This window comes from Billgrantia saliphila (assembly GCF_002930105.1).
Lineage (GTDB): Bacteria > Pseudomonadota > Gammaproteobacteria > Pseudomonadales > Halomonadaceae > Halomonas > Halomonas saliphila.
On record NZ_PJRN01000007.1, the window covers coordinates 1 to 24166 of the forward strand.

At 64.2% G+C, this 24166-nt stretch carries 23 protein-coding genes and 2 pseudogenes; 12 read left to right on the forward strand and 13 right to left on the reverse strand.

What is annotated here, in order from left to right:
* From CYJ07_RS09310 to CYJ07_RS09330, 5 genes and pseudogenes are all read right to left on the reverse strand, one after another.
* Positions 1–128: pseudogene (locus CYJ07_RS09310) on the reverse strand (electron transfer flavoprotein subunit beta/FixA family protein); the annotation flags it as partial.
* Positions 129–230: 102 nt separating this feature from the next.
* Positions 231–1619, reverse strand: a complete 1389-nt coding sequence (locus tag CYJ07_RS09315; RefSeq protein ID WP_104203428.1) for a hypothetical protein — start codon at positions 1617–1619, stop codon at positions 231–233.
* Positions 1616–2041 (reverse strand): PaaI family thioesterase, encoded by a 426-nt coding sequence (locus tag CYJ07_RS09320; protein ID WP_104203429.1) that lies wholly within the window; start codon positions 2039–2041, stop codon positions 1616–1618. Before CYJ07_RS09320 ends, CYJ07_RS09315 begins: the two co-directional genes overlap by 4 nt.
* Entirely contained in the window at positions 2038–3639 is a 1602-nt protein-coding gene (locus tag CYJ07_RS09325) for a class I adenylate-forming enzyme family protein (protein ID WP_104203430.1), read from the reverse strand. Before CYJ07_RS09325 ends, CYJ07_RS09320 begins: the two co-directional genes overlap by 4 nt.
* Positions 3639–4790 (reverse strand): acyl-CoA dehydrogenase family protein, encoded by a 1152-nt coding sequence (locus CYJ07_RS09330; RefSeq protein ID WP_104203431.1) that lies wholly within the window; start codon positions 4788–4790, stop codon positions 3639–3641. Before CYJ07_RS09330 ends, CYJ07_RS09325 begins: the two co-directional genes overlap by 1 nt.
* Positions 4791–5006: 216 nt before the next feature.
* Here CYJ07_RS09330 and CYJ07_RS09335 point away from each other — a divergent pair, with 216 nt between their 5' ends.
* The 10 genes and pseudogenes from CYJ07_RS09335 (at position 5007) to CYJ07_RS09375 (ending at position 13419) form a co-directional block, all read left to right on the forward strand.
* Entirely contained in the window at positions 5007–6542 is a 1536-nt protein-coding gene (locus CYJ07_RS09335; RefSeq protein ID WP_104203432.1) for a 3-hydroxyacyl-CoA dehydrogenase, read from the forward strand.
* A gap of 26 nt (positions 6543–6568) precedes the next feature.
* Entirely contained in the window at positions 6569–7777 is a 1209-nt protein-coding gene (locus CYJ07_RS09340; protein ID WP_104203433.1) for a 3-oxoadipyl-CoA thiolase, read from the forward strand.
* Positions 7778–7874: 97 nt separating this feature from the next.
* Positions 7875–8687: an IclR family transcriptional regulator gene (locus CYJ07_RS09345; RefSeq protein ID WP_104203434.1), complete on the forward strand. Its 813-nt coding sequence runs from the start codon at positions 7875–7877 to the stop codon at positions 8685–8687.
* 107 nt (positions 8688–8794) lie between these two features.
* Positions 8795–9916, forward strand: a complete 1122-nt coding sequence (locus tag CYJ07_RS09350) for an MlaE family ABC transporter permease (protein WP_104203435.1) — start codon at positions 8795–8797, stop codon at positions 9914–9916.
* Positions 9913–10719 (forward strand): ABC transporter ATP-binding protein, encoded by an 807-nt coding sequence (locus tag CYJ07_RS09355; protein WP_104203436.1) that lies wholly within the window; start codon positions 9913–9915, stop codon positions 10717–10719. The genes CYJ07_RS09350 and CYJ07_RS09355 overlap by 4 nt, the downstream gene beginning before the upstream one ends.
* Complete coding sequence (locus tag CYJ07_RS09360; RefSeq protein ID WP_104203437.1) at positions 10719–11657, forward strand: MlaD family protein; 939 nt, start codon at positions 10719–10721, stop codon at positions 11655–11657. Before CYJ07_RS09355 ends, CYJ07_RS09360 begins: the two co-directional genes overlap by 1 nt.
* A 102-nt stretch (positions 11658–11759) precedes the next feature.
* A pseudogene (locus CYJ07_RS09365) lies at positions 11760–12095 on the forward strand (ABC-type transport auxiliary lipoprotein family protein); the annotation flags it as partial.
* 20 nt (positions 12096–12115) lie between these two features.
* Positions 12116–12259: a hypothetical protein gene (locus CYJ07_RS20290; protein ID WP_231489589.1), complete on the forward strand. Its 144-nt coding sequence runs from the start codon at positions 12116–12118 to the stop codon at positions 12257–12259.
* Between the two features lie 106 nt (positions 12260–12365).
* Positions 12366–13058, forward strand: a complete 693-nt coding sequence (csiR, locus tag CYJ07_RS09370) for a DNA-binding transcriptional regulator CsiR (protein WP_104203439.1) — start codon at positions 12366–12368, stop codon at positions 13056–13058.
* A gap of 139 nt (positions 13059–13197) precedes the next feature.
* Positions 13198–13419, forward strand: coding sequence for a ribbon-helix-helix domain-containing protein (locus CYJ07_RS09375; protein ID WP_104203440.1), 222 nt, complete (start codon positions 13198–13200; stop codon positions 13417–13419).
* A gap of 33 nt (positions 13420–13452) precedes the next feature.
* Here CYJ07_RS09375 and CYJ07_RS09380 read toward each other — a convergent pair whose 3' ends face one another.
* From CYJ07_RS09380 to CYJ07_RS09415, 8 genes are all read right to left on the reverse strand, one after another.
* A complete protein-coding gene (locus CYJ07_RS09380; protein WP_104203441.1) occupies positions 13453–14397 on the reverse strand; it encodes a 5-oxoprolinase subunit C family protein in 945 nt (314 codons plus the stop codon).
* Positions 14394–15104, reverse strand: coding sequence for a 5-oxoprolinase subunit PxpB (gene pxpB, locus CYJ07_RS09385; RefSeq protein ID WP_269320541.1), 711 nt, complete (start codon positions 15102–15104; stop codon positions 14394–14396). Before pxpB ends, CYJ07_RS09380 begins: the two co-directional genes overlap by 4 nt.
* Complete coding sequence (locus CYJ07_RS09390; protein WP_104203442.1) at positions 15101–15862, reverse strand: 5-oxoprolinase subunit PxpA; 762 nt, start codon at positions 15860–15862, stop codon at positions 15101–15103. Before CYJ07_RS09390 ends, pxpB begins: the two co-directional genes overlap by 4 nt.
* Before the next feature lie 55 nt (positions 15863–15917).
* Complete coding sequence (locus CYJ07_RS09395; protein ID WP_104203443.1) at positions 15918–17675, reverse strand: M14 family metallopeptidase; 1758 nt, start codon at positions 17673–17675, stop codon at positions 15918–15920.
* The gene (locus tag CYJ07_RS09400) at positions 17672–18523 is read right to left on the reverse strand and encodes an ABC transporter permease (protein ID WP_104203444.1); all 852 of its coding nucleotides are present in this window, start codon (positions 18521–18523) and stop codon (positions 17672–17674) included. The genes CYJ07_RS09395 and CYJ07_RS09400 overlap by 4 nt, the downstream gene beginning before the upstream one ends.
* 5 nt (positions 18524–18528) lie before the next feature.
* The gene (locus CYJ07_RS09405; protein WP_104203445.1) at positions 18529–19452 is read right to left on the reverse strand and encodes an ABC transporter permease; all 924 of its coding nucleotides are present in this window, start codon (positions 19450–19452) and stop codon (positions 18529–18531) included.
* Between the two features lie 61 nt (positions 19453–19513).
* Complete coding sequence (locus tag CYJ07_RS09410) at positions 19514–21037, reverse strand: ABC transporter substrate-binding protein (protein ID WP_104203446.1); 1524 nt, start codon at positions 21035–21037, stop codon at positions 19514–19516.
* A 25-nt stretch (positions 21038–21062) separates the two neighbouring features.
* Complete coding sequence (locus CYJ07_RS09415; RefSeq protein WP_104203447.1) at positions 21063–22919, reverse strand: ABC transporter ATP-binding protein; 1857 nt, start codon at positions 22917–22919, stop codon at positions 21063–21065.
* Positions 22920–23228: 309 nt separating this feature from the next.
* Between CYJ07_RS09415 and CYJ07_RS09420 the strand changes: the two genes are divergently transcribed.
* Both CYJ07_RS09420 and CYJ07_RS09425 read left to right on the forward strand, forming a co-directional pair.
* Positions 23229–23657, forward strand: coding sequence for a winged helix DNA-binding protein (locus CYJ07_RS09420; protein ID WP_331280925.1), 429 nt, complete (start codon positions 23229–23231; stop codon positions 23655–23657).
* 65 nt (positions 23658–23722) lie between these two features.
* Entirely contained in the window at positions 23723–24160 is a 438-nt protein-coding gene (locus CYJ07_RS09425) for a VOC family protein (RefSeq protein ID WP_104203449.1), read from the forward strand.
* The last annotated feature ends 6 nt before the right edge of the window (positions 24161–24166 follow it).

The window sequence follows — 24166 nt, forward strand, 5'->3', positions numbered from 1 at the left end:
ACGGCGATCTCGCAGAAGGGGTTCATGGCCATCTTGACGTTGGTGAGGTCGACGTCGGAGTGATCCGCCTTGACGCGGATCTTGACGTTGTAGTCGATGACGCGTTTGACCGCGACGAGGATTTTCATGGGCTCTCTCCCGGTTCTTCCGAACGGCCTGACAAACAGGCCGAGCTGCTTGGTTAGTGAATCGAACTATTTCGTATAGCGAGGTCAAGCCTCGGCATGGCCTTACCACGGTGCAATCAGGAACCAGGCTGCCAACAGCGGGATACAGGCCAGCAGGAAATGCGCATTCCAACGATAGCCGATGCGGGTCGAAGCCACGCCGGTGAAGCGTGACAGGATCAACATCGAAGCCGTCATCGGCGATGACATCAAGGCCAGCGCCCACCCCACCATCAAGGAGGCTCCCGTGATGGCGGGTGACAAGCCGTCGATGGGCAGCGTGGGAAGCAGCCCGACCAGCAGGGTGACGGTAACGATCGGATTGATCCCCACCTGGGCGAGCACGACCACCATCAGCATGGCCAGCACGGCGTTCGCCGCGCCCAAGGGACCCAACAACGCCATCAGTGGCCCCAGGCTCTCCACATCGACCAAGGTGACGCACAGATGGCCCAGGTACCCCGCCGCGCCCAGCACCACCACTTCGTTGGCGCTGGGCGCCAGCAGCCAGGGCAGTTGGCGCTGCAGGCTGGCAAGTGCCGCGGGAATCCCCAGCGCGCCCAGGCGACGGCGCTGCCAGGCCAACCAGGCTAGTGCACCAAGCGGCGCCCCGAGCAAGGCAGCAATGGGCAGACGGACATCGAGCGCCCATGCCAGTAGAAACACCAGTGAAACGATCCCCACCAGCAGCAGGCAGAACCGACCGAGCGGTGCCAAGGACGGTGCGGGCAATGCCGCCTTGTGGGCGACGGGATGCGGACCGGTGAAAAGGTCGACACCCCACCCTACCAGAAAGATGACCAGGGCGGCCCCGATCACGTAGGGAGCCAGGTCGAGCCAGCGCAGCTCAGGCAAGTTGGAGAGCACCACCGCCACGCCGATGCCCATCGGCGAGATCAAAGGTGCCAGGGCGAAACCGCGCAGCAGGGCCAGCATCATCCGCCGCTGTCGCGCCTGCTGGACCCAGGCACGGCCTTGGGCCGCCGCCAGGGTGTTGCTCTTCTCAATCATAGCGGCGAACAGATTGAGCACACCGATGTTGAGAATGACGCCGAACAGGGCAGAGCCGATGGAGAGGATCGGATAGCGGCGCCCCGGGGGCTGCAGCAGCATGGCCTGGCCGCAGCGACGCACTAGCCGAGAACGGTAGGCCGGTAGGCGCAGCAGGCTCAGCGCCACCACGAAGGTGGCGAAGAAAGCGAAGCGGCCGGCGGCCTCGAATAGCAACTGGCCGGGGGCATCGACGCGCCATAGCGCGACCAGCGTCATCACCGCGGCCGCGACAAGCAGACCGCGGGCCATGACCGCCAACCTGCCCCGCAGGGAGATCAGGTAGGCCAACAGCGCAAACACGCCAATGGCCTGCGGGACGATACTGCCTGTGACGAGGTGGGCCAGAGTGGCCAACGTGACCAACGCCAGCAGGCCGGTGCGCTGACGCGCCGCTGTCACTCGGGAATGCCCTCGGACGATTCGCTGCCGCTGCGACGCCGAAACGAACCTTCGGCCATGGCCAGCAGGTCGCCCTGGGCATCGACGACCTCACCGCTGGCCATGTAGACCTTGCGTCCGCCGCCGCGCACCCGGCCGGTGGCATACAGCACACCGGGACCGGCGGGTCCAACGAAAGTGGTCGCAAGCGAAAGCGTCATGCCGCGACGCACTCGCCCAGGTATCTCGCAATGAAGCCCGGCCAGGCTGAGTGCGCTGTCGAGCATGGAGCCGAGCACGCCGCCATGCACGATACCGCTGCGATTGAGATGGCGCTCGTCAGCCACCAGCTCGACCACTGCGAAGCCTTCCGACCACTCCACCACGCGCATGCCGAGCAGTTCGAAATAGCCCATCGTGGGCGGGTGCGAAAGCTCGCTCATGCCGCGCCCTCCCGGCTGGCCAGCTCGCGCAGGCGACCCTTGAGGATCTTGCCACTGGCGGTGGCCGGCAGCGCATCCATCAGCACCAGTTGCGTGGGTCGCTTGTACGGGGCCAGGCGCTCGGCAATAAAAGCCTTGAGCTCACTCGCTTCGACGTGGGCGCCGGGCTCGCACTGGACGAAGGCGACCACCTCCTCGTTGCCGTCCACCTGGCGCCCCACCACCGCCGACAGGGTGACGTCGGGGTGTTCGTTGATTACCGCCTCCACGTCGGGCGGATAGATATTGAAACCGGAGCGGATGATCAGCTCCTTGCTGCGACCCACGATATAGAGCTGGTCGCCCTCGTCGAAGCGGGCGATGTCACCGGTGTTCAGCCACCCCTCTTCGGTGAGGCAGGCGCGCGTCGCCGCTGGCTGGCGAAAATACCCTTTCATCACGTTGGGGCCCCGCACCCAGAGCTCCCCCGCACTGGCATGGTCCGGTTCGTCCTCGCCGGCTTCGCCCAACGGTTCGAGGCGATATTCCAGCAGCGGCAACACGCGCCCCACGGTATTGCTGTCGAAGCGATCGTCGATGCGAGTCTGGCTAATGGTCGGGCTCGCCTCGGTGAGGCCGTAGCCGTTGTGCAGGGTGAGGCCGAACAACGCCTCGACTCGGCGCTTGAGATCACCGTCGAGCGGCGAGCCGCCGGCCGAGATGTAGCGCAGCGAGGGAGCGACGAGTAATCGCTCCTCGCGACGCAGGAACTCCAGCGTGCGCGCGAACATTGCCGGCACGCCCTGCAGTACGGTGATTCGCTCCCGTTCCAGCGTCTCGAGCATGGCGGCGGCGTCGAAGCGCGGCACGGTGTAGAGGCAGGCACCGTTGTAGAGCGAGCCCAGGCACACCGACGACAGGCCGAAAACGTGCGACATCGGCAATACGCCGTAGACCCGCTCGCCCTCGCCAAGATGCCGCATGCCGCCCGAGAGCGAGGCGATATACAGGATGCCCCGATGGGTCAGCATGACCCCTTTGGGGGCCCCGGTAGTCCCGGAGGTATAAATCATCGCCGCGACCTGGTCGGCACCGTTGGCCTCGACCGGTTCGGGTTCCACTTCGGCCAGTGGTGAAAGTCGCAGCCGACCAAGCATGGAGTGCTCGAGCGCCTCGGCGCCATGACGTTCGCCGTGGGCCTCGGCGTCAGGCGACGCCTCGCTGGTGTAGAACACCCGGCGCGGCCGGCAATTGTCGCGGATGGCGTCGATCTCCTGGGCCGAGAGCCGTGAATTGACGATCGCTACCCAGACATCGCGCTCGCTGGCCGCCAGCAGCAGCACGACCTGTGCCCGGCCATTTTCGCTCACCGTCATGATGCGATCGCCGGGACGGATGCCCAGCGTGTCGAGCCACTCGGCGGCGGCACGGATCTCGCGTCCCAGTTCGGCATAGGTCCAGCGCACCTCGCCGTCGACCAGCGCCGGCTGGCCGGCCAGGCGCTCGGCGTTCTCCAGCACTCGGGTGCTGAGGCGCTCGGGCAGCTCGGCCACCAGGTCGCTCGCCAGGCGACCGAAGATCTCCTCGTCCGGCGCCCGGCGTGTCGCCGAGAGAGCCATCAGGTCACCTCCCGCACCATGTTGCGGGCGATCACCAGCTGCTGGATCTGAGTGGTGCCCTCGTAGATGCGGAACAGACGCACGTCGCGGTAGAAACGCTCCACTGCATACTCGGCCATGTAGCCGGCACCGCCGTGGACCTGCACCGCGCGGTCGGCCACACGCCCCACCATCTCGGCACAGAACAGCTTGCAGCAGGAAGCCAGCGTCGACACGTTCTCTGCGGCGTCCTTGCGCCGCGCGGCGTCGAGCACCATGGTGCGGCCGGCGTAGGCCTCGGTCTTGCTGTCGGCGAGCATCGCCTGAACCAGCTGGTGCTCGGCTAGCGGCACCCCAAACTGCTTGCGCTCGATGGCATAGTGCAGCGACTCCTCGACCAGCCGCTCGGCCACGCCCACGCAAACCGCCGAGATGTGCAGGCGGCCACGGTCAAGCACCTTCATCGCGGTCTTGAAGCCCTGCCCCTCCTGGCCGCCGATGATGTTCTCGGCCGGCACCCGGCAATCTTCGAAGATGATGTCGCAGGTGTGCGCGCCTTTCTGCCCCATCTTGTTATCCGACGGACCGCGTTTGAGCCCCGGAGTATCGCCCTCGACGATGAAGGCGGTGATGCCGCCTGCGCCCTTGTGGCTCGGATCGGTGCGCGCCATCACGGTGAATACGTCGGCCTCGGGGCCGTTGGTAATGAAACGCTTGGTGCCGTTGAGCACGTAATAGTCGCCGTCGCGCACCGCGGTGGTTCTCAGGCTGGCGGCGTCGGAACCCGAGTCCGGCTCGGTCAGGCAGAAGGAGCTCAACAGCTCACCGGTGGCCAGGCGCGGCACGTACTTGGCCTTCTGCTCAGGTGTACCGTCGATCAGGATGCCCTGGGCGCCAATGCCGTTGTTGGTGCCGAAGACCGAGCGAAAGGCCGGCGAGGTCTTGCCGATCTCCATCGCCACCAGCGCCTCCTCCTCCATGGTCAATCCCAGGCCGCCGTACTCCTCCGGGATCGACAGGCCGAACAGCCCCATCTCCTTCATCTCCTGCAGCAACTCGGCCGGTACGGCATCTTCTGCCGCCAGTCGCGCTTCATTGGGGATCAGGCGCTCGCGCACGAAGCGGGAAATGGTATCGATGAGCTGATCGAGCAATTCGGGATCGCGAATCATGGCGGTTCCTCATAGGTGATGGCGGCTGCCCCGAAGCGTGCTGGGCCTTGAGGCCTTGAAATGACGGGCGTCATCTGCCCTTATTTCGCTTAGCAGAATGAAGGCCCGCATTTGGTTGTCAGGCACTGTTACATAGCCTAGGATGGCAGTCAATAAACGAAACTGAATTCCGCTTTGCGGAATAAAGCCATAATAACGTCATCAGGAGGACCACCCATGTCGACCGCCCCCGCTTCTTCCCACGCCCCGCCCCCCTTTCGAAAGCTGGGCATCGTCGGCACCGGCGCCATGGGGCGCGGCATTGCCCAGATCGCCGCCCAGGCCGGCTTGACCGTCTATCTTCACGACCTGCGCGAAGGCGCCGTCGGCGAGGCGCGTGACTTCATCGGTGGCATGTGGTCGCGCGGCGTACAGAAGCAGCGCTTGAACGAAGCCGATGCCGAGCGCTACCGCGCCGCTCTGAAGGAGGCCGCAACACTCGCCGACCTCGCCGAGTGTGACATCGTCGTCGAGGCAATCGTCGAAAAGCTCGAAGCCAAGCAAGAACTCTTCACCGAACTCGAGGCGATCATCGACGACCGCGCGGTACTGGCCACCAACACCTCGTCGCTCTCGGTTACCGCCATAGCGTCGGCCTGTCGCCGTCCCGAACGCGTCATCGGCTTTCATTTCTTCAACCCCGTGCCGCTGATGAAAATCGCCGAAGTGATTCCCGGGCTGCGTACCGATGACGACACCGCCGAGCGGGTCGAGGCGCTGGGTCGGTCGATGGGCCACTTCACCGCCCGCGCCACCGACACCCCGGGCTTTCTGGTCAACCACGCCGGCCGCGCCTTCGGCACCGAGGCACTGCGCATTCTCGGCGAGAGCGTCACCGACCACGTCACAGTGGATCGCATCCTGGTCGAGCAGGGCGGCTTTCGCATGGGGCCGTTCGCCCTGCTCGACCTCACCGGGCTAGACGTTTCCCATGCAGTGATGGAGTCGATTTACCACCAGTACTACGAGGAGCCGCGCTTTCGCCCCTCGCCGTTGACCCGCCAGCGGGTGACGGCCGGCCTGCTCGGACGCAAGACTGGCGAAGGCTTCTACCGCTATGTCGACGGCAAGCCGCAGGTGCCCGAGGAGCCGCCACTGCCCGTGGCGAAGCCGCGTCCGGTATGGATCGGCGCCGAGGAGACGAACGACCGGCAGCCGCTCGCCGAACTGGTACGCGAAGCGTGTTGGCCGCTTGAGGATAGCGATGCGCCCTCCTCTGAAGCGCTATGCCTGCTGACCCCCCTGGGGGAAGACGCCACCGCCTGCGCCCAGCGCCTAGGCTTGCCGGCCGAGCGCTGCGTGGCCGTGGACATGCTGGCCGGTCTCGACAAGCGTCGTAGCCTGATGACCACCCCGGCGACCCGCGGCGAGTTTCGCGATGCCGCCATGGCCCTGCTTGGCCACGACGGCACCCCCGTCAGTGCCTTCCATGACAGCCACGGCTTCGTGCTGCAGCGAGTCGTGGCCTGCATCGTCAACGTCGGTAGCGAGATCGCCCAGCAGGGCGTGGCCGAGCCGCCAACCATCGACCGTGCCGTGGAGCTGGGACTGGGCTATCCCCATGGACCACTGGCCATGGGTGACTACTACGGCAGTCGCCGCATCCTCACCGTTCTCGACAACATGCTGGCCGCCACCGGCGACCCGCGCTATCGCGCGAGCCCTTGGCTGCGTCGTCGCGCCAGCCTCGACCTGCCGTTGACCCGCGCCTGAGCCCTTCGCCCTACAGGAGACACTCCATGCAAGACGTCTATATCTACGATGGGCTGCGCACACCCTTCGGCCGCCATGGCGGTAGCCTGGCCACGGTACGTCCCGACGACCTGCTGGGGCATGTGCTCAAGGCACTCGTCGAGCGCAACGCCTTCGCGCCCGAGGCCTACGAGGAAGTACTCGCCGGCTGTACCAACCAGGCCGGCGAAGACTCGCGCAACGTCGCCCGGCATGCCGGCTTGGTAGCCGGCCTGCCGGTGGAAGTGGCGGCCCAGACCGTCAATCGACTTTGCGGCAGCGGGCTCGCCGCCGTCATCGATGCCGCTCGCGCCACGCGCCTTGGCGAGGGTGAACTGTTCCTCGCCGGGGGCGTGGAGTCGATGTCACGAGCGCCCTACGTGCTGGGCAAGGCCGAGACGCCCTTCGCCCGCAACCAGCCGATGTACGACACCGTGATCGGCTCGCGCTTCCCCAACCCCTGGATCGGCCGCGAGTACGGCAGCCACAGCATGCCCGAGACTGCCGACAACGTGGCCCACGATCTCGGCATCGGCCGCGACGCCAGCGATGCCTTCGCCGCCCGCTCCCAGGCACGCTACACCGAGGCACTGGCCCGCGGCTTTTACGCCGACGAACTGCTCCCCGTGGCGGTACCTCAGGGGCGCAAGCAGCCACCACTCAACGTGGATCGCGACGAGCATCCGCGTCCAGGCACCGATATCGACAAGCTGGCGCGGCTCGGCCCGCTGTTCGAGGGCGGCGTGGTCACCGCGGGTAACGCCTCCGGGCTCAACGACGGCGCCGCCGCGCTGATCGTCGGCAGTCTGGCGGCCGGCGAGCGTGCCGGTATCGCGCCGCGGGCGCGTATCGTCGCCAGCGCCGTGGCCGGAGTGCCGCCGCGAGTGATGGGCCTGGGCCCGGTCCCGGCCAGCCGCAAGGCGCTTGAACGAAGCGAACTCTCCCTTGATCGAATGGATGTCATCGAGATCAACGAGGCCTTCGCCGTGCAGGTTCTGGGCTGCGTCGAGCAGCTCGGGCTCGATGCCGCCGACAGCCGGCTCAACGCCAATGGCGGCGCCATCGCCATCGGCCACCCCCTCGGCGCCTCCGGCGCGCGGTTGGCCTTGACCGCCCTGCGCCAGTTGGAAGCCACCGGAGGCCGCTACGCCCTCGTGACAATGTGCATCGGTGTCGGCCAGGGGATCGCCTGCATTCTCGAGCGCCTCGACGCCTAGCACGACATGACGCCGTCGCCCCGCGCCGCAGGCGGACCCGGCTGGGGCGATATGCGATACTCCCTTCCGCAACGCTCTCGCTACAGGGAATGCATCGATGAACAAGCCCGTTCCTCTGGAAGACAACCAGGCACCGCCCACCAAGGATCGCAACTTCGTGACCGCCCTGGCGCGAGGGCTCGAGCTGCTGCGCGCCTTCGGTACCGGCGAGGAGTACCTGGGCAACGCCGAACTCTCCGGTCGTACCGGAATCCCGCGCCCCACGGTATCGCGGCTGACCTACACGCTGACCCAGCTCGGTTACCTGCGCCACAACTCCCGGCTCGAGAAATACCGTCTGGGTCCCGGCATCCTGGCATTGGGCTATCGCTTCCTGGCAAGCCAAGGCATCCGCGAGATCGCCCGCCCCTTCATGCAGCAATTCGCCGAGGCCACGGACTGCAACGTCAGCCTGGGTGCGGCGGACAAGGCGGACATGGTGTACGTCGAAAGTTGTCACGGAAGCGGCCCGCTCATCCTCCGGCTCGACGTGGGCTCGCGGTTGCCCATGGCGACAACGGCCATCGGTCGCGCCTGGCTCTGTGGACTTGGCGAAGCACGACGAGAGGCTGTGCTGGAAACATTGGCGGAGGCGCATGGCGACGAGTGGCCAGCGCTGGAAGCAGGCATACGTCGCAGCCAGGAGGACTACGCGCGCCATGGCTTCTGCCTCTCTGAAGGCGACTGGCAATCTCAGATCAGTGCCGTCGCCACGCCGCTGATTCTGGAGGATGGCGCCGAGGTAATGGCAATCAACTGCGGTGGCGCCTCGCATCGTCTCAGCCACGAGATCCTGATCGAGAACCTGGGGCCGCGACTCAAGGAAGTGGCCAAGCGCATTCTCGGCGAACTGCAGCACGGCGCGCGCTAAGGATATCGGGACACGCTTGCACGCCCGCTGTCGTCTCTCGTCAGATGCCGATATAGTGAAGTCCAGAACACTCGATGGACATTTCAGGGAGAGAGGGACGACACGCGATGCCCGACACCGCCTCACGTCCCGGCAAGCTGGATCAGGAAGCCCATCGTCTACGCGCCGTCGGTGACTGGACGCTGCCACACTATGCGCAGCTGAGAAACGACGTGATCAGGGTGCACGAGGCGCGAACAATCGATCTCGAGCGACTCGGCGACCTGGACACGGCCGGTGCCGCCCTGCTGGTCGACCTGCTGGGGCCGGAGACCCTCCGCGAAATCGCCGAAGGCGCACGCGGGCTGACGCACGAGCGTCGCGCCATGCTGATGGCCGTCGCCGACGCCATGCGCGACCCACTTTTCCCGCCTCCCGCTCCACGCACGACGCCATTGACCGCCCTGGCCGGGTTGGGCCTGGCCGTCGAGCGGCTCGGCCGCCAACAGCTCGCCTTGCTCGGATTCATCGGGTTCACGTTAAGCAGTCTGCTGGGTACCCTGCTGCGCCCCAGGCGCTGGCGCCTCACTGCGCTGGTGGCGCATATCCAGCAGACCGGGCTCAACGCCATTCCCATCGTTGCTCTGCTGACCTTCCTGGTGGGTGCAGTGGTGGCCTTCTTGGGCGCCACGGTGTTGCGTGACTTCGGGGCAACCCTCTATACCGTCAATCTGGTGACCTACTCTTTCCTGCGTGAATTCGGCGTGTTGCTGGCCGCTATCCTGCTGGCCGGTCGCACGGCCAGCGCCTTCACCGCCCAGATCGGCTCGATGAAGGCGAACGAGGAGCTCGATGCCCTGCGCGCCCAAGGGCTCAGCCCCATGGAACTGCTGGTACTGCCACGCGTGCTGGCGATGCTGCTCAGCCTGCCGGTGCTGACATTGGTCGGCATGCTCAGCGGCATGGTCGGCGGCGCCCTGGTCTGTGCTCTGGCCCTCGATATCTCCACCACTCAGTTCCTCACCATCCTTCAGCGCGACATTCCGCTGCGCCACTTTCTGGTGGGCTTGGGCAAGGCTCCTCTGTTCGCCTTCGTCATCGCCGCGATAGGCTGCCTCGAGGGCATGAAGGCGGGCGCCAGCGCACAATCCGTAGGCGAGCACACCACCTCAAGCGTAGTGCAATCGATCTTCATGATAATTCTGCTCGACGCCCTGGCTGCCCTGTTCTTCATGGAGATGGGCTGGTGAGCGATGCCCGCGACGCCATCATCGAAGTACGCGGCCTGAGCAATCGCTTCGGCGAGCATGTGGTGCACGAGGACATCGACCTTGATATTCGGCGCGGCGAGATATTCGGCGTGGTGGGCGGTTCGGGTACCGGCAAGTCGGTACTGCTGCGCAGCATCGTTGGGCTCAAGCGCCCCGACGGCGGCAGCATTCGCGTCTTCGGCGAGGAGCTGCAACGCCTGCCGCCGGCCCAGCGGGCACGACTGGAGCGTCGCTTCGGCGTCCTCTTCCAACGCGGCGCGCTGTTCACCTCGCTGAACCTGCAGGAGAATGTCGCCCTGCCGCTAATAGAACATGCCGGCCTGTCGCGTCCCGACGCCGAGCGTATCGCGCGGGTCAAGCTGGCCCTGGCGGGACTGCCGCCGTCGTCCGCCGGCCTGCGCCCCGACGCACTCTCCGGCGGCATGATCAAGCGTGCCGCGCTCGCCCGAGCCCTGGCGCTGGATCCCGAGGTGCTGTTCCTCGATGAGCCTACAGCAGGCCTCGATCCGATAGGCGCCGCAGCCTTCGATCGGCTGCTGGTGACGCTGCGGGACGCCCTGGGTTTCAGCGTCTTTATGGTCACCCACGATCTCGATACGCTGTATTCGAGCTGTGATCGAGTCGCCGTGATCGCCGATCGGCGCGTGCTGGTCGCCGATACGCTCGAGGTCGTGGCGGCCACGGACACTCCTTGGGTGCGCGACTATTTTCACGGCCCGCGAGGCCGGGCAGCCGCCGGGGCGGCACGTTCCCGAACGGGTCCAGACAGGGAGGAGCGCTGATGGAAACGCGTGCCCACCACGTGGTAATCGGGTTGTTCGTCGTCCTGGCCCTCGTCGGCGGCGCGCTGTTCGCCCTGTGGCTGAACCAGAACACGCGGGACGAGGCCTACTCGCGCTACGAGGTGCTGTTCAACCGCAGCGTCAGCGGTCTGTCGGAGGGCAACGCCGTGGAGTACAGCGGCGTGCGCGTGGGAGAGGTCACCGTCTTGCGTCTCGACCCGGGCGATCCGCGCAACGTGATCGCCCGGATCCAGGTGCAGAGCCATGTCCCCATCCGCCACGATACCCGCGCCCGTCTCGCCCTGGCCAACATCACCGGCAGCATGACGATCCAGCTGCACGGCGGCTCTCCCGACAGTCCCTTGCTGGTATCGCAAGGCGAAACACCGCCACGCATCGTGGCCGACCCCTCGCCGCTCAGCACCATGCTCAACGACAGCGAGGAGCTGCTGGCAAGCGTCAATCGCGTGCTGTCACGTCTCGAGGTTCTGCTATCGGAAGAGAACGTGGAGAGCATCGAACGGATTCTGACCAATGTGGAACGCACCACCGCCAATCTGGCCGCCCTGGCCGACGCTCCCGGACGGTTGACGGATCGCATTGGCGAGATCTCGCAGGAAGCCATGCGCGCCTTCGCCGAGCTGCGTGGTCTTGCCGATCGCACCGGCGGCATGCTGGAAGGGCATGCCGAAGAGGCTCTGATCGATGCCCACGAGACCACCGCCAGCCTGGCGCGTACGGCACGCCAGATCGAGCTTCTGCTCGCTGACAACCAGAGCGCGCTCGAAAGCGGACTGCGCGGCGTTCAAGGGTTAGGCCCGATCACTCAGGAGCTGCGCAATACTCTCTCCTCCCTCGACAGGCTGGTGCGCCGGATCGAGGAGAATCCCACGGACTTCCTGCTGGGCCGCGATCGCGTCGAGGAGTTCAGCCCATGAAGACGCGCCGCCGACGCGGGCTTCCGTTCGCGTTCGCCCTCGCGGTTGCGGGCTGCGGGGTGGTGCCGGAACGCACCCCGGTGAACACTTTACGAGCTTCCGTCCGCCGCGCTGACGCCGTCGAGCGCTGCGCAGGCGGTCGAGCCCATCGATGCCACCCTGCGTCTGTCGACACCCCGCGCCAGCGGCCTGCTGGACGGCGCGCGTATCGTGGTCATGTCCACGCCCCACCAACCCCAGGCCTACCGCGGGGCCCGCTGGGCCGATGCCCCGCCCCGATTGCTGCACGACCGCCTGCTCGATGCCTTCCATGACGATGGGCGTATCCCTCGCCTCATTCATGACGAAGGCGCCATGTCGGCGGATGTCGAGCTGCTCAGCGACCTCAATACCGCGGCGGCACCCCCGAGGCGGTCATTCGTCTCGATGTCAGGCTGATCGAGGTTCGCTCACAGCAGTTGTTGGCCAGTCATCGCTTCGTCCAGCAACAACGGGCCTCGAGCGAGGCGATCGTCGACGTCATCGACGCGCTGGGTCTGGCAACGGACAGGCTCTCGCGCGAGCTGGTCGATTGGACGGTGTCGACTCTGGACAAGCGCTGACGGCAGACTGCCGGCGAATGTAGATACTTGATGGGAATGCCAGGCGGTTACCGAGAGTGGTAGCGTTTGGGTATCATGCTCGGCAAAAGCAAGGAAAACGCGACATATGACAATCGATAGCCCGCCTCGCCAGAACCTGGGCATCAGCGCCTACAGCTGGCTCAAGCGCGACATCATTCGCGGCGTATTTCAGCCGGGCGAGAAGCTTCTGATGAGTCGGCTGAAGGAGCGCTACGAACTGGGCATCGGTCCGCTGCGTGAGGCGCTGTCCCAGCTCGTTGCCGAGCGGCTGGTAGTCGCCATCAGCCAGCGCGGCTACCGTGTTGCTCCCATGTCGCTGGCCGAGCTCGCCGATCTCTACGACGCCCGCGCCCAGCTCGAGGGCATGATGCTCAAGCTGGCCATCGAGCGTGGCGACGACAGCTGGGAAGCCGATATCCTGGCCAAGGCCCATACGCTCTCGAAGGTCATGGAAGTCAACAGCCCCGACGAGCTGCTCGATGTCTGGGATACGCGCCACAAGGCCTTCCATACTGCCATTGCCAGCGGCTGTCGCTCCCCGCATCTGCTACAGGTGCGCCAAGGGTTGTTCGACCAGGTGGAACGCTATCGCCATCTGTGGTTGCGCGAGACGGTATTTTCCGAGGAAGCGCTGGAGCGCAAGCGCCAGGAACATGCTGCCCTGGTCGACGTGATCCTTGCACGTCAAGCCAGCCGGGCCGCGGATATGATGCGAGAGCACCTGATGACGCCGGTCCCGATCATCACCGAAGTGATGACCCGCCGAGGACTAGCCTGAGCCCTTCGTCACTGGCCTGTCATCTCAAGGCGGCATACTCGCAGGTGACAGGAGCGAACCGGCGCCTTATGTTTGAAGGCACCACAACACGACCATGGCCGCGCACGGCAGCTGCCGTCAGGGGCCGAGAGAGGGCGTCATGCCACACTTGCTGCGTTTTTCCCGTGACATCGAAACCCGCCTGCAACGCCTCGCTCAGCGGACCGGTATTCCCAAGAGCGAACTCATCGAGCGCTGCCTCGCCGTGGGCATGAGCGATCTGGAGACCCAGTTGTTGCTGGAGGACGCCTCCCATGCCTCTTTCGTGGTGGAGCCGCCGGCGCTAGACCAACTGCTGCGTGAGAGCGGCCTGGGCGCCTGACCCGAGCCCCATGCCACGCTCAGCGAAGCGACGTCAGCAAAATGCCGCCAGGCAGCGCCGGTGCGCCTCGAGCGCCTGAGCGCGCGATATCGCCACCAGTCGCAGCCCCTGCCCCGGTAGACACTGGGCAAGCCGCGCGGCGGCGAGGGGCGTCAACGCCCCGAGGCGCGGATAGCCGCCGATGGTCTGGCGATCGTTCAACAATACGATGGGCTGTCCATCGGGCGGCACCTGGACCGCTCCCAGCGGTATGCCCTCAGACACCATGCCGGCCAATTGACATTGCAACGAGGGACCCACCAGGCGCACGCCCATGCGATCGGCGCGATCGTCGACGCGCCAGGGCGTGTTGAAGGCCCGGTAAAGGCTCGGGCCGGAAAAGTGACCGATCTGCGCGCCGAGGACCAGCGCGAGCCGATCGCCTGTCAGGGTATCGTACGCACTCGCGGCGGACGGCAGCTCTCTTCCGGCATCGGCGCTGCCATGCCAACTCAGCCGATCGCCCGCCTGCAAGGACCTGCCGTCGCCGGCGTGGCCGCCGAGCCGTTCGCGCGGCGTGGCACTGCGGCTACCCAATACCTCGGGAACATCGAAGCCGCCGGGCACCGCCAGGTAGGCACGCAACCCGTTGCGCGGCTGTCGAAAGACGAGGCGCTGACCGGCCAAGACTCGAAAGCTGGCGCCCGGCGCGAGCGGCTCCCCGTCGAGTTCGGCAGAGAGATCCGCGCCCACCAGTGCCAGCGTGGCATCACTCTCGGCTTCTAGGGTGAGTCCGCCACCGATCACGATCTCCAGCGCCGCGCTGTCCAGCTCATTGCCTAGCAGCCAATTGGCCCAGCGGAGCGACACCCAGTCGGCGCCGCCGCTCTGGGTCACCCCCAGGTGACGCACCCCAAAGCGACCGCCATCCTCGATCAGTGCCAGGGGGCCGGCCTGAATGACACGCAGGCAGGCAATTTGCGCTGTCACCTCCTTCATCGGGCTTCCTCCAGCGGCGTGGTATCGCCGCCCTGTCGCACGAACTCGTCGCGCGGGATCGACACGAAGCGAACACGATCCCCGGGACGCAGCAGCGGCTCGCCCCGGCGGGCATGCTCGAACAATGGCAGCGCGGTACGTCCGAGTATGTTCCAGCCACCCGGCGAGAGCAGCGGATAGATGGCGGTCTGGCGATCGGCAATGCCGACGCTGCCAGCGGGCACGCGACGGCGAGGCGTGGTCAGGCGCGGCGTGGCCAAGCTCTCCTCGACCAGTCCCATGAAGCCGTAGCCGGGCGCGAAGCCGAGCGCAAAGACGTAATAGTCGCGGGCACAGTGTCGACGCACGAGCTCCTCGATGGCGATTCCGGCACGCTCGGCGACGCGGTTGAGTTCAGGGCCGACGCTGGGGTCGTACCAGACGGGGATCTCGTGTCGCTCGCCAAGCTCGGTACCTGCCGGCTCGAGGTGTTGCAGCACCCGCTCGATACGCTCCCGGGCCTGCCCGTGTTCCAGCCTCAGGCAGTCGTAATGCAGCATCAACGTGGTGTAGGACGGAACCAGGTCGATCAGTTCATCGCCGAAGGCGTCGCGCAGCGCCCGGTCGGCGGCCATGACCCAAGGCATGTTGGCTTCGTCGATGGCATCGAACAGCCGAATCATCAGGACGTCCATGGCCGTCAGCTCGATACGGGGACACTCCTTCACGCCGACTCCAGCGCCTGAAAGGCCTCGCGGATGGCCCGCACCGCCGCTACCGACTCGGGGTTGTCGCCATGCACGCACAGGGTGTCACAGGGCAGCTCGAGCTCGGTGCCATCCGCTGAGCGCAGCGGTTCGCCCTTGGCCAGGCGCACCGCCTGCTCGACGATGATCGACTGGTCGTGGTGCACTGCTCCCGGCAAGCGGCGTGAGACGAGATGGCCATGGGCGTCGTAGGCCCGATCGGCGAAGGTCTCGAACCATACCGAGACGCCCATCTCGGCGGCCAGGCGACGACTCGGCTCGGGATTGGCGGTAGCCATCAGCATCAGCGGCAGGCTCCGATCGAAGGCCTGAACCGCGCGCATCACAGCGCGCAACAGCTCGGGATCCCGGGCCATGTCGTTGTACAGCGCGCCATGCGGCTTGACGTAGCTTACGGTCGTGCCTTCTGCCTGGCAGATGCCGGCGAGCGCACCCACCTGGTAGAGCACCATGTCCTCGACCTCCGCAGGAGAACAGGCCATGGAACGACGTCCGAACCCCATCAGGTCGGGATAGGCCGGGTGGGCACCGATCCGTACCTCATGCCGGGCCGCCAGCGCCACCGTCCGGCGCATCACGTGGGGGTCGGAGGCGTGGTAGCCGCAGGCGATATTGGCACAGTCGACGTAGGGCATGACATCCTCATCCATGCCCAGCGACCAGTTGCCGAAGCTCTCGCCCATGTCGCAGTTGAGTAATGGCAAAGTTGCTTGAAGCATTTATGTCACCTAGCTCATCGATGGTGGAAAGCGCTGCCTATGCGTGCGTACACGTTCAGGTTGGTTCGAGCCGTTGATAGTGAGTGTAGGCGCTGATGACCGTTGCCCGCTGCGCTTCATGCGCGAGCATGAAGGCGTCGCCATGTACCGTCTCATCGGGGTATTCGGTGATCAGCATCAGTGGCGTCAATTGGGCATCATCCCGCATCAGCAAATAAGGAATGTCATGCAAGATAGGGAAATCGAGCTCACCTGCATGCGCCTCGAAGGTCGCGATCTGGCGTCGATTGAACGCGACCAGCTCAGGGACGCTCGCCAGGTCCTGGATGACCTCCTCGAGTAGCCATTGTGCCTGATGCTGCCATCCTTCACGGTAGCGGACGATCAGGAAGAAGCCCTTGGGGATCGTCCACATCTCGAAACCACGTGGAACGTAGCCGGTCAATGGGCGAGTCCACTCATGGGCTGGATAGCCATGCAGGTTCACATGTAGCCCGGCACCGCTGCACTCGATGGCCCGCTCGCGAATGGCGTGCTCGAAACCGCCGGCGAGCGGTTGCGCCTGCAGGTCGTTACCGAACGCGGTATAACGGGCGGCGTGGTGCATATGACAAGGTTGTTCCACGGCCAGGCGCTGGCGAAGATGGTAGCCGTCCGGATTCTCCAACGGGGAGATGACGAAGTGGGCGTGCGCGAGCTCGTCCAGTTCAGCGGCTGCCCGCAGAGCCCCCACGATGCCGGAGGTTTCGTTGGCATGCTGAGCGGCACTGATCAGGACGGCCCTGTCGCTTCCGGGACGATACCGCGCGACTACCGGGCGCCCGCTACGACTGTGAGAGCGCAGGGTTCGCTGACCCAGCGCTTCGAGCAGAGCACTGACCTGGGATTCGCTCAGCGGTCGGTCAGCCCTGTCCAAGGGCACGTCGGGAGGTGCCGGTACCGCCGACACGTGCAGACTTTGCAGTGTAACGATGGCGCTGGGTGCAGCATCCGGACGCGTCAGTACCTCCGGCACGATCTGCCCGGGCTGAACCGAGCGATCGCCCAGCGACAGCCCGGCGCGTTGCTGGAAATATTCCAGCAACGAGAAATAGAGATCCTCGTGCAGCCCCTCCGCCAGGCTGATGTGCTCCTCAGCGTACGGCAATGGCGTATCTCGACCAGGCAGGACGACCCTAAGGTTCAGCTCCTCGAAGAAAGGCTGTTCACCCGGCCATTCGCTCCCCGTGACCGCCTCCATGGCCGACTCGAACAGCTGCTCGTAGTCGGTGCGCAGCGGCTCGTCGTGACGTTCACCGGCGGCCGAGCACCAGCTCACCCAACCGCAAGGCGACAACTGGAGAGTGTCGACGTAATCGTGATGCCACCGGTTGGGTGCTGCAACGCTGTGCTTCGCTACGACACCATCGGCACCGGTCAGGTGCACTTCGTAGAAGTAACGGGTCGTGGCCGCTTCAACCGCCACCGGCTCCCAGGTCAAAGAGACCTCGTCGCCCAGCAAGCCGGCCAAGGGATAGGCTTCAAGAAGAAAGCGGCGCGGCGACACTGTCGGGGACGGATAACGTATCGTCGCTGCCGTCAGTCGCCGGTCACCGACCTCCTCGAGGAAAAAGTGCACCAGCGGCTTGTAAGCGCTACGGAAGCGCGCCCGGACGCCTTGACGGGCCAGTTTTTGCTCGGCGCCACGACGAGCCGCCAGGTCGTCGAACACCCATGCATCGAGCGAGCCACCGCGGGCCTTGGGGTCGCTATACTCGGCCACCAGGGCGTCGACGCTGCGCTGGAAGATTTGCTCGAGCAGGGTCTGCCTCACAGCGAGGTCCTCCCGGTGGGATCGAGGGTATCGCGCAGCCAGTCGCCCAGCAGGTTGAGACCCAGCACGGTCAGTAGGATCGCTAGACCCGGGAATACGCTGACCCACCACGCCGTCTGCAGATAGGTACGGCCTTCGGCCAGCATGCCGCCCCAGCTCGGGACAGAAGGATCGACGCCCAGGCCAAGAAACGTCAGGCTGCTTTCCAGCAGGATGTTGTTGGCCACGTTCAGGGTCATCAGCACGATGACGGGACCGATGAGATTGGGCAGCAGGTGCTGGAACAGGATGCGCACGTCGCGCACCCCAATGGCCTTGGCCGACAAGATGAACTCACGGTCCTTGAGCGACAGCACGGATCCCCGCACCAGGCGCGCATACTGCACCCATTGGGAAATGATCAACAGGATGATCATGTTGGTCAGCCCGCCGCCTATCACCGCGATGAAAGTAATCGCCAGCAGGATGAAGGGTAGCGCCAGCTGCACGTCGGCGAAGCGCATTACCAGCATATCGATGATGCCGCCGTAGTAGCCTGAAACGAGCCCCATGACGATGCCTATCACGACCGCCCCCAAGGCGGAATAAATCCCTACCTTGAGAGATATCTCGCCGCCTATGACCACCCGGGCCAGCAGGTCGCGCCCCAGGGGATCGGTACCCAACGGATAAGCCGATTCGGTCATGGGTGGCAACAGGCGCATGGCGAGATTGATATCGCTGTCACCGCCGGGAAACAGCCAGCCGGAGAGCAGGATGGCGGCAGCGATTCCCCCCACCAGCAGGATACCCAGGATGAACTCGAAGTTCTTGAAACGCCTCAGGGACGGGAAATTGAGAGACAGCATCGCGCTTAGTCCTTACGCACTCGGGGGTCGACCAACCCGTAGGCGATGTCCACCAGAAGGTTGATGGTGATGATCAGTAACGAAAGCACGGTGATCACGCCTTGCAGCACCGGGTAGTCGCGCGCAGCCACGGCCTCGAAGGCAAGCGTGCCAAGCCCCGGCCAGTTGAAGACCCGCTCCACGACCACGATGCCTCCCAACAGGCCGCCGAACTGCAAGCCAAAATAGGTGATCAACGGGATCGAACAGTTGCGCAGTGCATGCTTGTAGAGCACCACCGAATTGGATAGCCCCTTGGCTCTGGCCACCATGACGTATTGGGAACGCAGGGTGTCGAGCATGGTGGTTCTCACCAGCCTGACGTTGGTGGCCGTCAGGATGATGCCCATGGTGGCCGCCGGCATGATGAAGCTGGACCAGCCCTCCATGCCGCTGGGCGGCAGCAGGTTGAAGGTGATGGAAAAAAGCAGCACCAGCATGATGGCCAGCCAGAAGTTGGGAAAGGAGAGCCCTATCAGCGACAACACGCGGATCAGCTGGTCCGGCCAGCGCCCCCGGGATACCGCGGCCTTGATGCCCAGGGGAATGGAAACCGCGATGGAAACGAACAGCGAAGCGAATGCCAGGGCGAGGGTCGCCGGCAGGGCGCGTCCGATCAGGTCGCTGACCTGGGTGCCGCCCATGAAACTGCGACCCAGATCGCCCACCAGCAAGCCGCGAAGAAAATCGAGGTATTGAGAGATGAACGGCTGGTTGAGCCCTAGCGCTTCGCGGATGCGCTCCAGATCGGCCTCGGTGATGCTCCCCGCTCCCTGGGCCAGCATGACGGCGGGGTCACCAGTCAGGCGAATGGCGAACGAGACGATCAAAGTGACCGCCAGGACAACGAAAACGGCCTGGAGTAAGCGGTAGAACAGGAACTTTGCCACGGCTGGCTCCCTTGGACGATAGCCGGCGGCCGCCCTCGGAGGGGCGGCCGACAACGGGGTCTTACTCCGAGACGCTGACGTCGGTCAGACGCAGACGATTGTCGGGAGCAGGCTCGAAGCCCTGGACCCGATCGCTGACGCCATAGAGAGCGTTGAGGCTGTACAGAGGCATTTCCAGCGCCCTCTCCTGTGTATAGCGAGCGATCTCCTGCAGCATGGCCTCGCGCTCGTCGCGATCGGTGATACCGCGCTGTGCGTTGAGCATGCGATCGAGCTCTTCGTCGCTGTCGTAAGGGTTCCAGCGCTCACCGGTGTGGTACATCAAATAGGCGGTGTTGTCGTAATCGAAGGTCCAGCCGCCCCACTTCTGCTGGAACATTTCCCCGGTACGCCCCGCCGGGATGATGTCGTTGAGCAGCACATTGGTTTCGTAGGGCTGGATCGATGCGTTGATGCCCACCCCCTGAAGATAGGCCGCTACGACTTGGGCGACCTCACCGAAGGTGGCATCGTTGCCGCGCACGTCGATCTGCACGTTGGCCCCCGGCTCGACACCGGCTTCATCGAGCAATTGACGCGCACGCTCAGGATCGTGAGGGTACGGCTCCAGCTCTGGATCGTGACCGAACGATTGGGAGCTCTGGAAGCTGGCGATCACCTCCCCTTCACCGGCCAGGATGGAGTCGATGATGGCCTGGCGATCCACCGCCATGATCATGGCCTGACGCACTTTCTCATCGGCAGTGATGCCCGACCGAGTATTGAAGCGAATCGCCTCCACCGTGGGCGAAGGCACACTCACGACCCGGATGCCGTCGTGGTTGTTGATGGTATCGATCATGCCGATGGGGATCGTCGGCGGAATGACGATATCGACACGTCCCGACTGCAGCTCGGCAACGGCCGTGGAGGGTTCGGAGATGAAGCGATAGGTGACGCTGTCGAGCTTGGGAGCGCCACCCCAATGCTCGGCGAATGCTTCCAGGCGTACATCTTCGCGCGGGCGATAGTCGACCATCTTGAAGGGGCCGGTACCTACCGGATTGTTGTTGAAGTGCTCGTCACCATGTTCCTGGATGTAGCCCGGCGGCACGATCATGGCACCATACCCAGCCAGCTTGGTCAGCAGTACCGGGTCGGGCTCGCTCAGATGGAAATCGACAGTATGATCGTCGATGACCTCGACGCTCTCGATCGCCGTATAGTTGGAGCGCTGGGGTCCCTTCGCCCCCTCTTCCCCAAGCAGGCGCTCGAAAGTGAACTTGACCGCTTCGGCATTGAAAGGCTCACCGTTGTGGAAGGTCACGCCATCTCGCAGCTCGAAGCGAATGCGCGTGCCGTCATCCAGCTCTTCCCAACGTGTGGCCAGACCGGGCACCAGCTCCAGGTCCGGCCCACGATAGGTAAGCCCATCGAACACATTGGTGGCGAGCGAAGCCCAGTTCACCAGAAACGTATCGATAGGATCCCAACTGCCGGGATCCTGAGGGGTTGCGATCGTCAACGACCCGGCCTGAGACACGGCGGAAACCGACAGGGCCGATGCCGCTGCCAGCGCTTTGATCAACACTCTCTTGTTCTTCATGTTCCTGTCTCCTGAACGTTATTGTTCACAGCGACTGGGCACTGTGGTTGTGGCTCGCCTCGCGAGAGACGAAATGGCCAGGGTGGACTTCGATCAAAGGATGGACACTCGGCTCGTCACCCACCTTCCTGATGGGACTCGGGATCTCTCCCTCCAGCAGCACGTGCTCATGGCGCTGGGAAGGGTCGGCCACCGGCACGGCTGCCAGCAGCTTACGGGTATACGCATGCAGGGGAGCGTCGAACACGCGATGCCTGGGTCCCAGCTCGACGACCTGTCCCAGGTGCAACACCGCCACTCGGTGACTCATCTTCTCGACGACGGCCATGTCGTGACTGATGAACAGGTAGGCCAGCCCTTCTTCTCTCTGCAGCGTCATCATCAGATGGATGATCTGAGCCTGAATCGATACATCCAGTGCCGACAACGCTTCATCGGCAATGATCAGCTTGGGACGTGACGCCAGCGCCCTGGCGATGCAGATACGCTGGCGCTGGCCGCCGGAAAACTCATGCGGATAACGCTCGGCATGCTCTGGCTTCAGACCCACTCGCTCGAGCAGTTCGCTGACGCGGCGCTGGACATTGCGCCTGCCTCTGAGCAGGCCATGGGTATGGATGGGCTCCGCAATCGAGAAGCCAACGCTCTTGCGCGGGTCGAGCGAGGCGAAAGGATCCTGGAAGATGTATTGCACTTCCTGGCGCAGGCGCATCTTCTCGATGCGGCTCATCTGCGCTACCGGCTTGCCTGAGAAGAGGATGTCGCCGCTGGTGCTTTCCTGAAGCAATTGGATGGTACGGCCGATGGTCGACTTGCCCGACCCCGACTCGCCTACCAGCGCGAGCGTCTCCCCGGGGTAGATCTCCAGGCTGACGTTTTCGACGGCATGGACACGATGGCTAACGCCGCCGAAGAACCCCTTGCGGATGTCGAAGCGAGTGACCAAGTTGTCGATCCGCACGATCGGCGATGCGTCCTGCTGGACGGTATCCTGCTCCCTGGACTCGCCGATCCTGCGAGCTTCACTGCCGTCGAAGATGATCAAGGGGTCGATCCGAGGCAGGCGATGACCTTGCATGCTGCCAAGCTTGGGCACTGCCGAGAGCAGTGCCTTGGTATAGGGCTCCCTGGGGTTGGCGAAGATCTCCTCTACCGGGGCCTCCTCGACCTTTTCCCCCTCTCTCATGACGACTACGTGATCGGCGACTTCAGCCACAACGCCCATGTCGTGGGTAATGAAGATCACCGCCATCCCCAGCTCCTTCTGCAGATCGCGAATGATGGCCAGGATCTGTGCCTGAATCGTCACATCCAGTGCCGTGGTCGGTTCGTCTGCCACCAGGATTCTTGGCTTGCAAGCCAGGGCCATGGCAATCATCACGCGCTGACGCATCCCGCCGGAGAGCTGGTGGGGATAACGCTTGAGCAGGGACTCGGCATCGGCCAAGCGCACCAGTTCCAACAGCCGTATGGCCTCCTGTCGCGCGGAAGACCGGTCATGCTGCTCATGCAGTACCAGCACCTCGGCAATCTGGTCGCCGATGGTGTAGACCGGGTTCAGCGAGGTCATCGGCTCCTGAAAGATCATCGAGATCTCTTTGCCGCGGATACGCCGCATCTCGCGATCGGTGAGCTGGGTCAGGTCGAGGCAGGTGGTGCCATCTGCGCGCTGGAAGCGGATGCTGCCGCTGGTGATCGAGGCATGCTGATACTCCACCAAGCGCATGATAGCCAGCGAAGTGACGGACTTGCCGGAGCCGGACTCACCGACGATGGCGAGCGTCTCCCCTGCCTGAACGCTGAAGGAGAGATTCTTGACGACTTCATTGCGACCAAAGGCGACGTGGAGGGACTCGACGCTCAATAAAGGAGAGGAAGTCACAAGGACTATACCTATATTTTTTGTGTAATTTACAAAGAAACTATATTCACACTATGATCGTGTCAACCGTGCACGTTCGCCACCTCGTTTGGCAATGCTCGTATGTCGACTCGAAAAAAGCTGTTGGCGGTGCCCAACGCCCTGCTTGCCATGGCGCCCTTGGAACACGCATGCTCAGGCACATCAAAACAATAGGGCAGTTTGTTGATGACAGACTCGAAGATAACTCAACCACACGCTCGCGGCCCGATCGTCTCCTCAGAGCATCTCTCGCATAGCGCTCAAGAGCTATCGGAGCTCGAATTCGGCATGATCATTTCAGGTCACGCCTTTCATCGCTGGATGGTGCGCTGCATGACAGCCACCGGGTATTCCGAGTTGAATTCCCTGGACATACTGGTATTGCATAGCGTCAATCACCGCAAGAGGGCCAAGCGCCAGTCGGACATCTGCCTGGTGCTCAATGTCGAAGACACGCATACGGTCACTTATGCGCTAAAGAAGTTGGCTAAGCTGAATTTGGTCAATGGAGAAAAACAAGGCAAGGAGACATTCTTCCGCACCACGAGCGAGGGTCGAGAAGCCTGTAGTCGCTATGCTGAGATACGTGAGGCATGTCTCGTCGACTCCCTGTCGTCAATGGGCATCGAACGCCTGGAAATGAGCAGGCTGGCAGGCATGCTCCGCGCGATGTCGGGTCTCTATGACCAGGCGGCGCGAGCGGCTGCTTCGCTGTGATAGCGCAACGCTTGCACCTGGGGTGCAGCGACTGGTCGCCACCTTGAAACTTGGAGACATTCAAAATGCTTGTGAAAGATCCTTTCCACCTGGCCGTGCAGGTTCACGATATCGAAGAGGCCCGCCGTTTCTACGGCGACTTCCTGGGTTGTCCGGAGGGCCGCTCGTCGGATAGCTGGGTCGATTTCAACCTGTATGGACATCAATTCGTCTGCCACTTGAATCCCGCCCTAAAGGACAACCCCGTGTCCAGCCACAAGAATCCGGTCGACGGCCACGGCGTGCCGGTGCCCCACTTCGGTGTCGTGCTGGACATGGCCTCGTGGGAAGCGCTGGCGCAAAAACTGCGTGACCATGGCGTCGAATTCGAGATCGAACCTTACATCCGCTTCAAGGGCGAACCGGGCGAACAGGCGACCATGTTCTTTTACGATCCTTCCGGCAACGCGCTGGAGTTCAAGGCGTTCAAGAATCGCGAAGAGCAGCTGTTCAGGAAGGCGTAAGCCGGC

Excerpts from the sequence above, each read along its gene's own strand:
- csiR (WP_104203439.1), top strand. The coding sequence starts at position 12,366 with ATGACAATCGATAGCCCGCCTCGCCAGAACCTGGGCATCAGCGCCTAC.
- CYJ07_RS09400 (WP_104203444.1), bottom strand. The coding sequence starts at position 18,523 with ATGCTGTCTCTCAATTTCCCGTCCCTGAGGCGTTTCAAGAACTTCGAG.
- CYJ07_RS09335 (WP_104203432.1), top strand. The coding sequence starts at position 5,007 with ATGTCGACCGCCCCCGCTTCTTCCCACGCCCCGCCCCCCTTTCGAAAG.
- CYJ07_RS09330 (WP_104203431.1), bottom strand. The coding sequence starts at position 4,790 with ATGATTCGCGATCCCGAATTGCTCGATCAGCTCATCGATACCATTTCC.
- CYJ07_RS09340 (WP_104203433.1), top strand. The coding sequence starts at position 6,569 with ATGCAAGACGTCTATATCTACGATGGGCTGCGCACACCCTTCGGCCGC.
- CYJ07_RS09325 (WP_104203430.1), bottom strand. The coding sequence starts at position 3,639 with ATGGCTCTCTCGGCGACACGCCGGGCGCCGGACGAGGAGATCTTCGGT.
- CYJ07_RS09380 (WP_104203441.1), bottom strand. The coding sequence starts at position 14,397 with ATGAAGGAGGTGACAGCGCAAATTGCCTGCCTGCGTGTCATTCAGGCC.
- CYJ07_RS09320 (WP_104203429.1), bottom strand. The coding sequence starts at position 2,041 with ATGAGCGAGCTTTCGCACCCGCCCACGATGGGCTATTTCGAACTGCTC.
- CYJ07_RS09390 (WP_104203442.1), bottom strand. The coding sequence starts at position 15,862 with ATGCTTCAAGCAACTTTGCCATTACTCAACTGCGACATGGGCGAGAGC.
- CYJ07_RS09350 (WP_104203435.1), top strand. The coding sequence starts at position 8,795 with ATGCCCGACACCGCCTCACGTCCCGGCAAGCTGGATCAGGAAGCCCAT.
- CYJ07_RS09420 (WP_331280925.1), top strand. The coding sequence starts at position 23,229 with ATGATCATTTCAGGTCACGCCTTTCATCGCTGGATGGTGCGCTGCATG.
- CYJ07_RS09360 (WP_104203437.1), top strand. The coding sequence starts at position 10,719 with ATGGAAACGCGTGCCCACCACGTGGTAATCGGGTTGTTCGTCGTCCTG.
- CYJ07_RS09375 (WP_104203440.1), top strand. The coding sequence starts at position 13,198 with ATGCCACACTTGCTGCGTTTTTCCCGTGACATCGAAACCCGCCTGCAA.
- CYJ07_RS09345 (WP_104203434.1), top strand. The coding sequence starts at position 7,875 with ATGAACAAGCCCGTTCCTCTGGAAGACAACCAGGCACCGCCCACCAAG.
- CYJ07_RS09425 (WP_104203449.1), top strand. The coding sequence starts at position 23,723 with ATGCTTGTGAAAGATCCTTTCCACCTGGCCGTGCAGGTTCACGATATC.
- CYJ07_RS09410 (WP_104203446.1), bottom strand. The coding sequence starts at position 21,037 with ATGAAGAACAAGAGAGTGTTGATCAAAGCGCTGGCAGCGGCATCGGCC.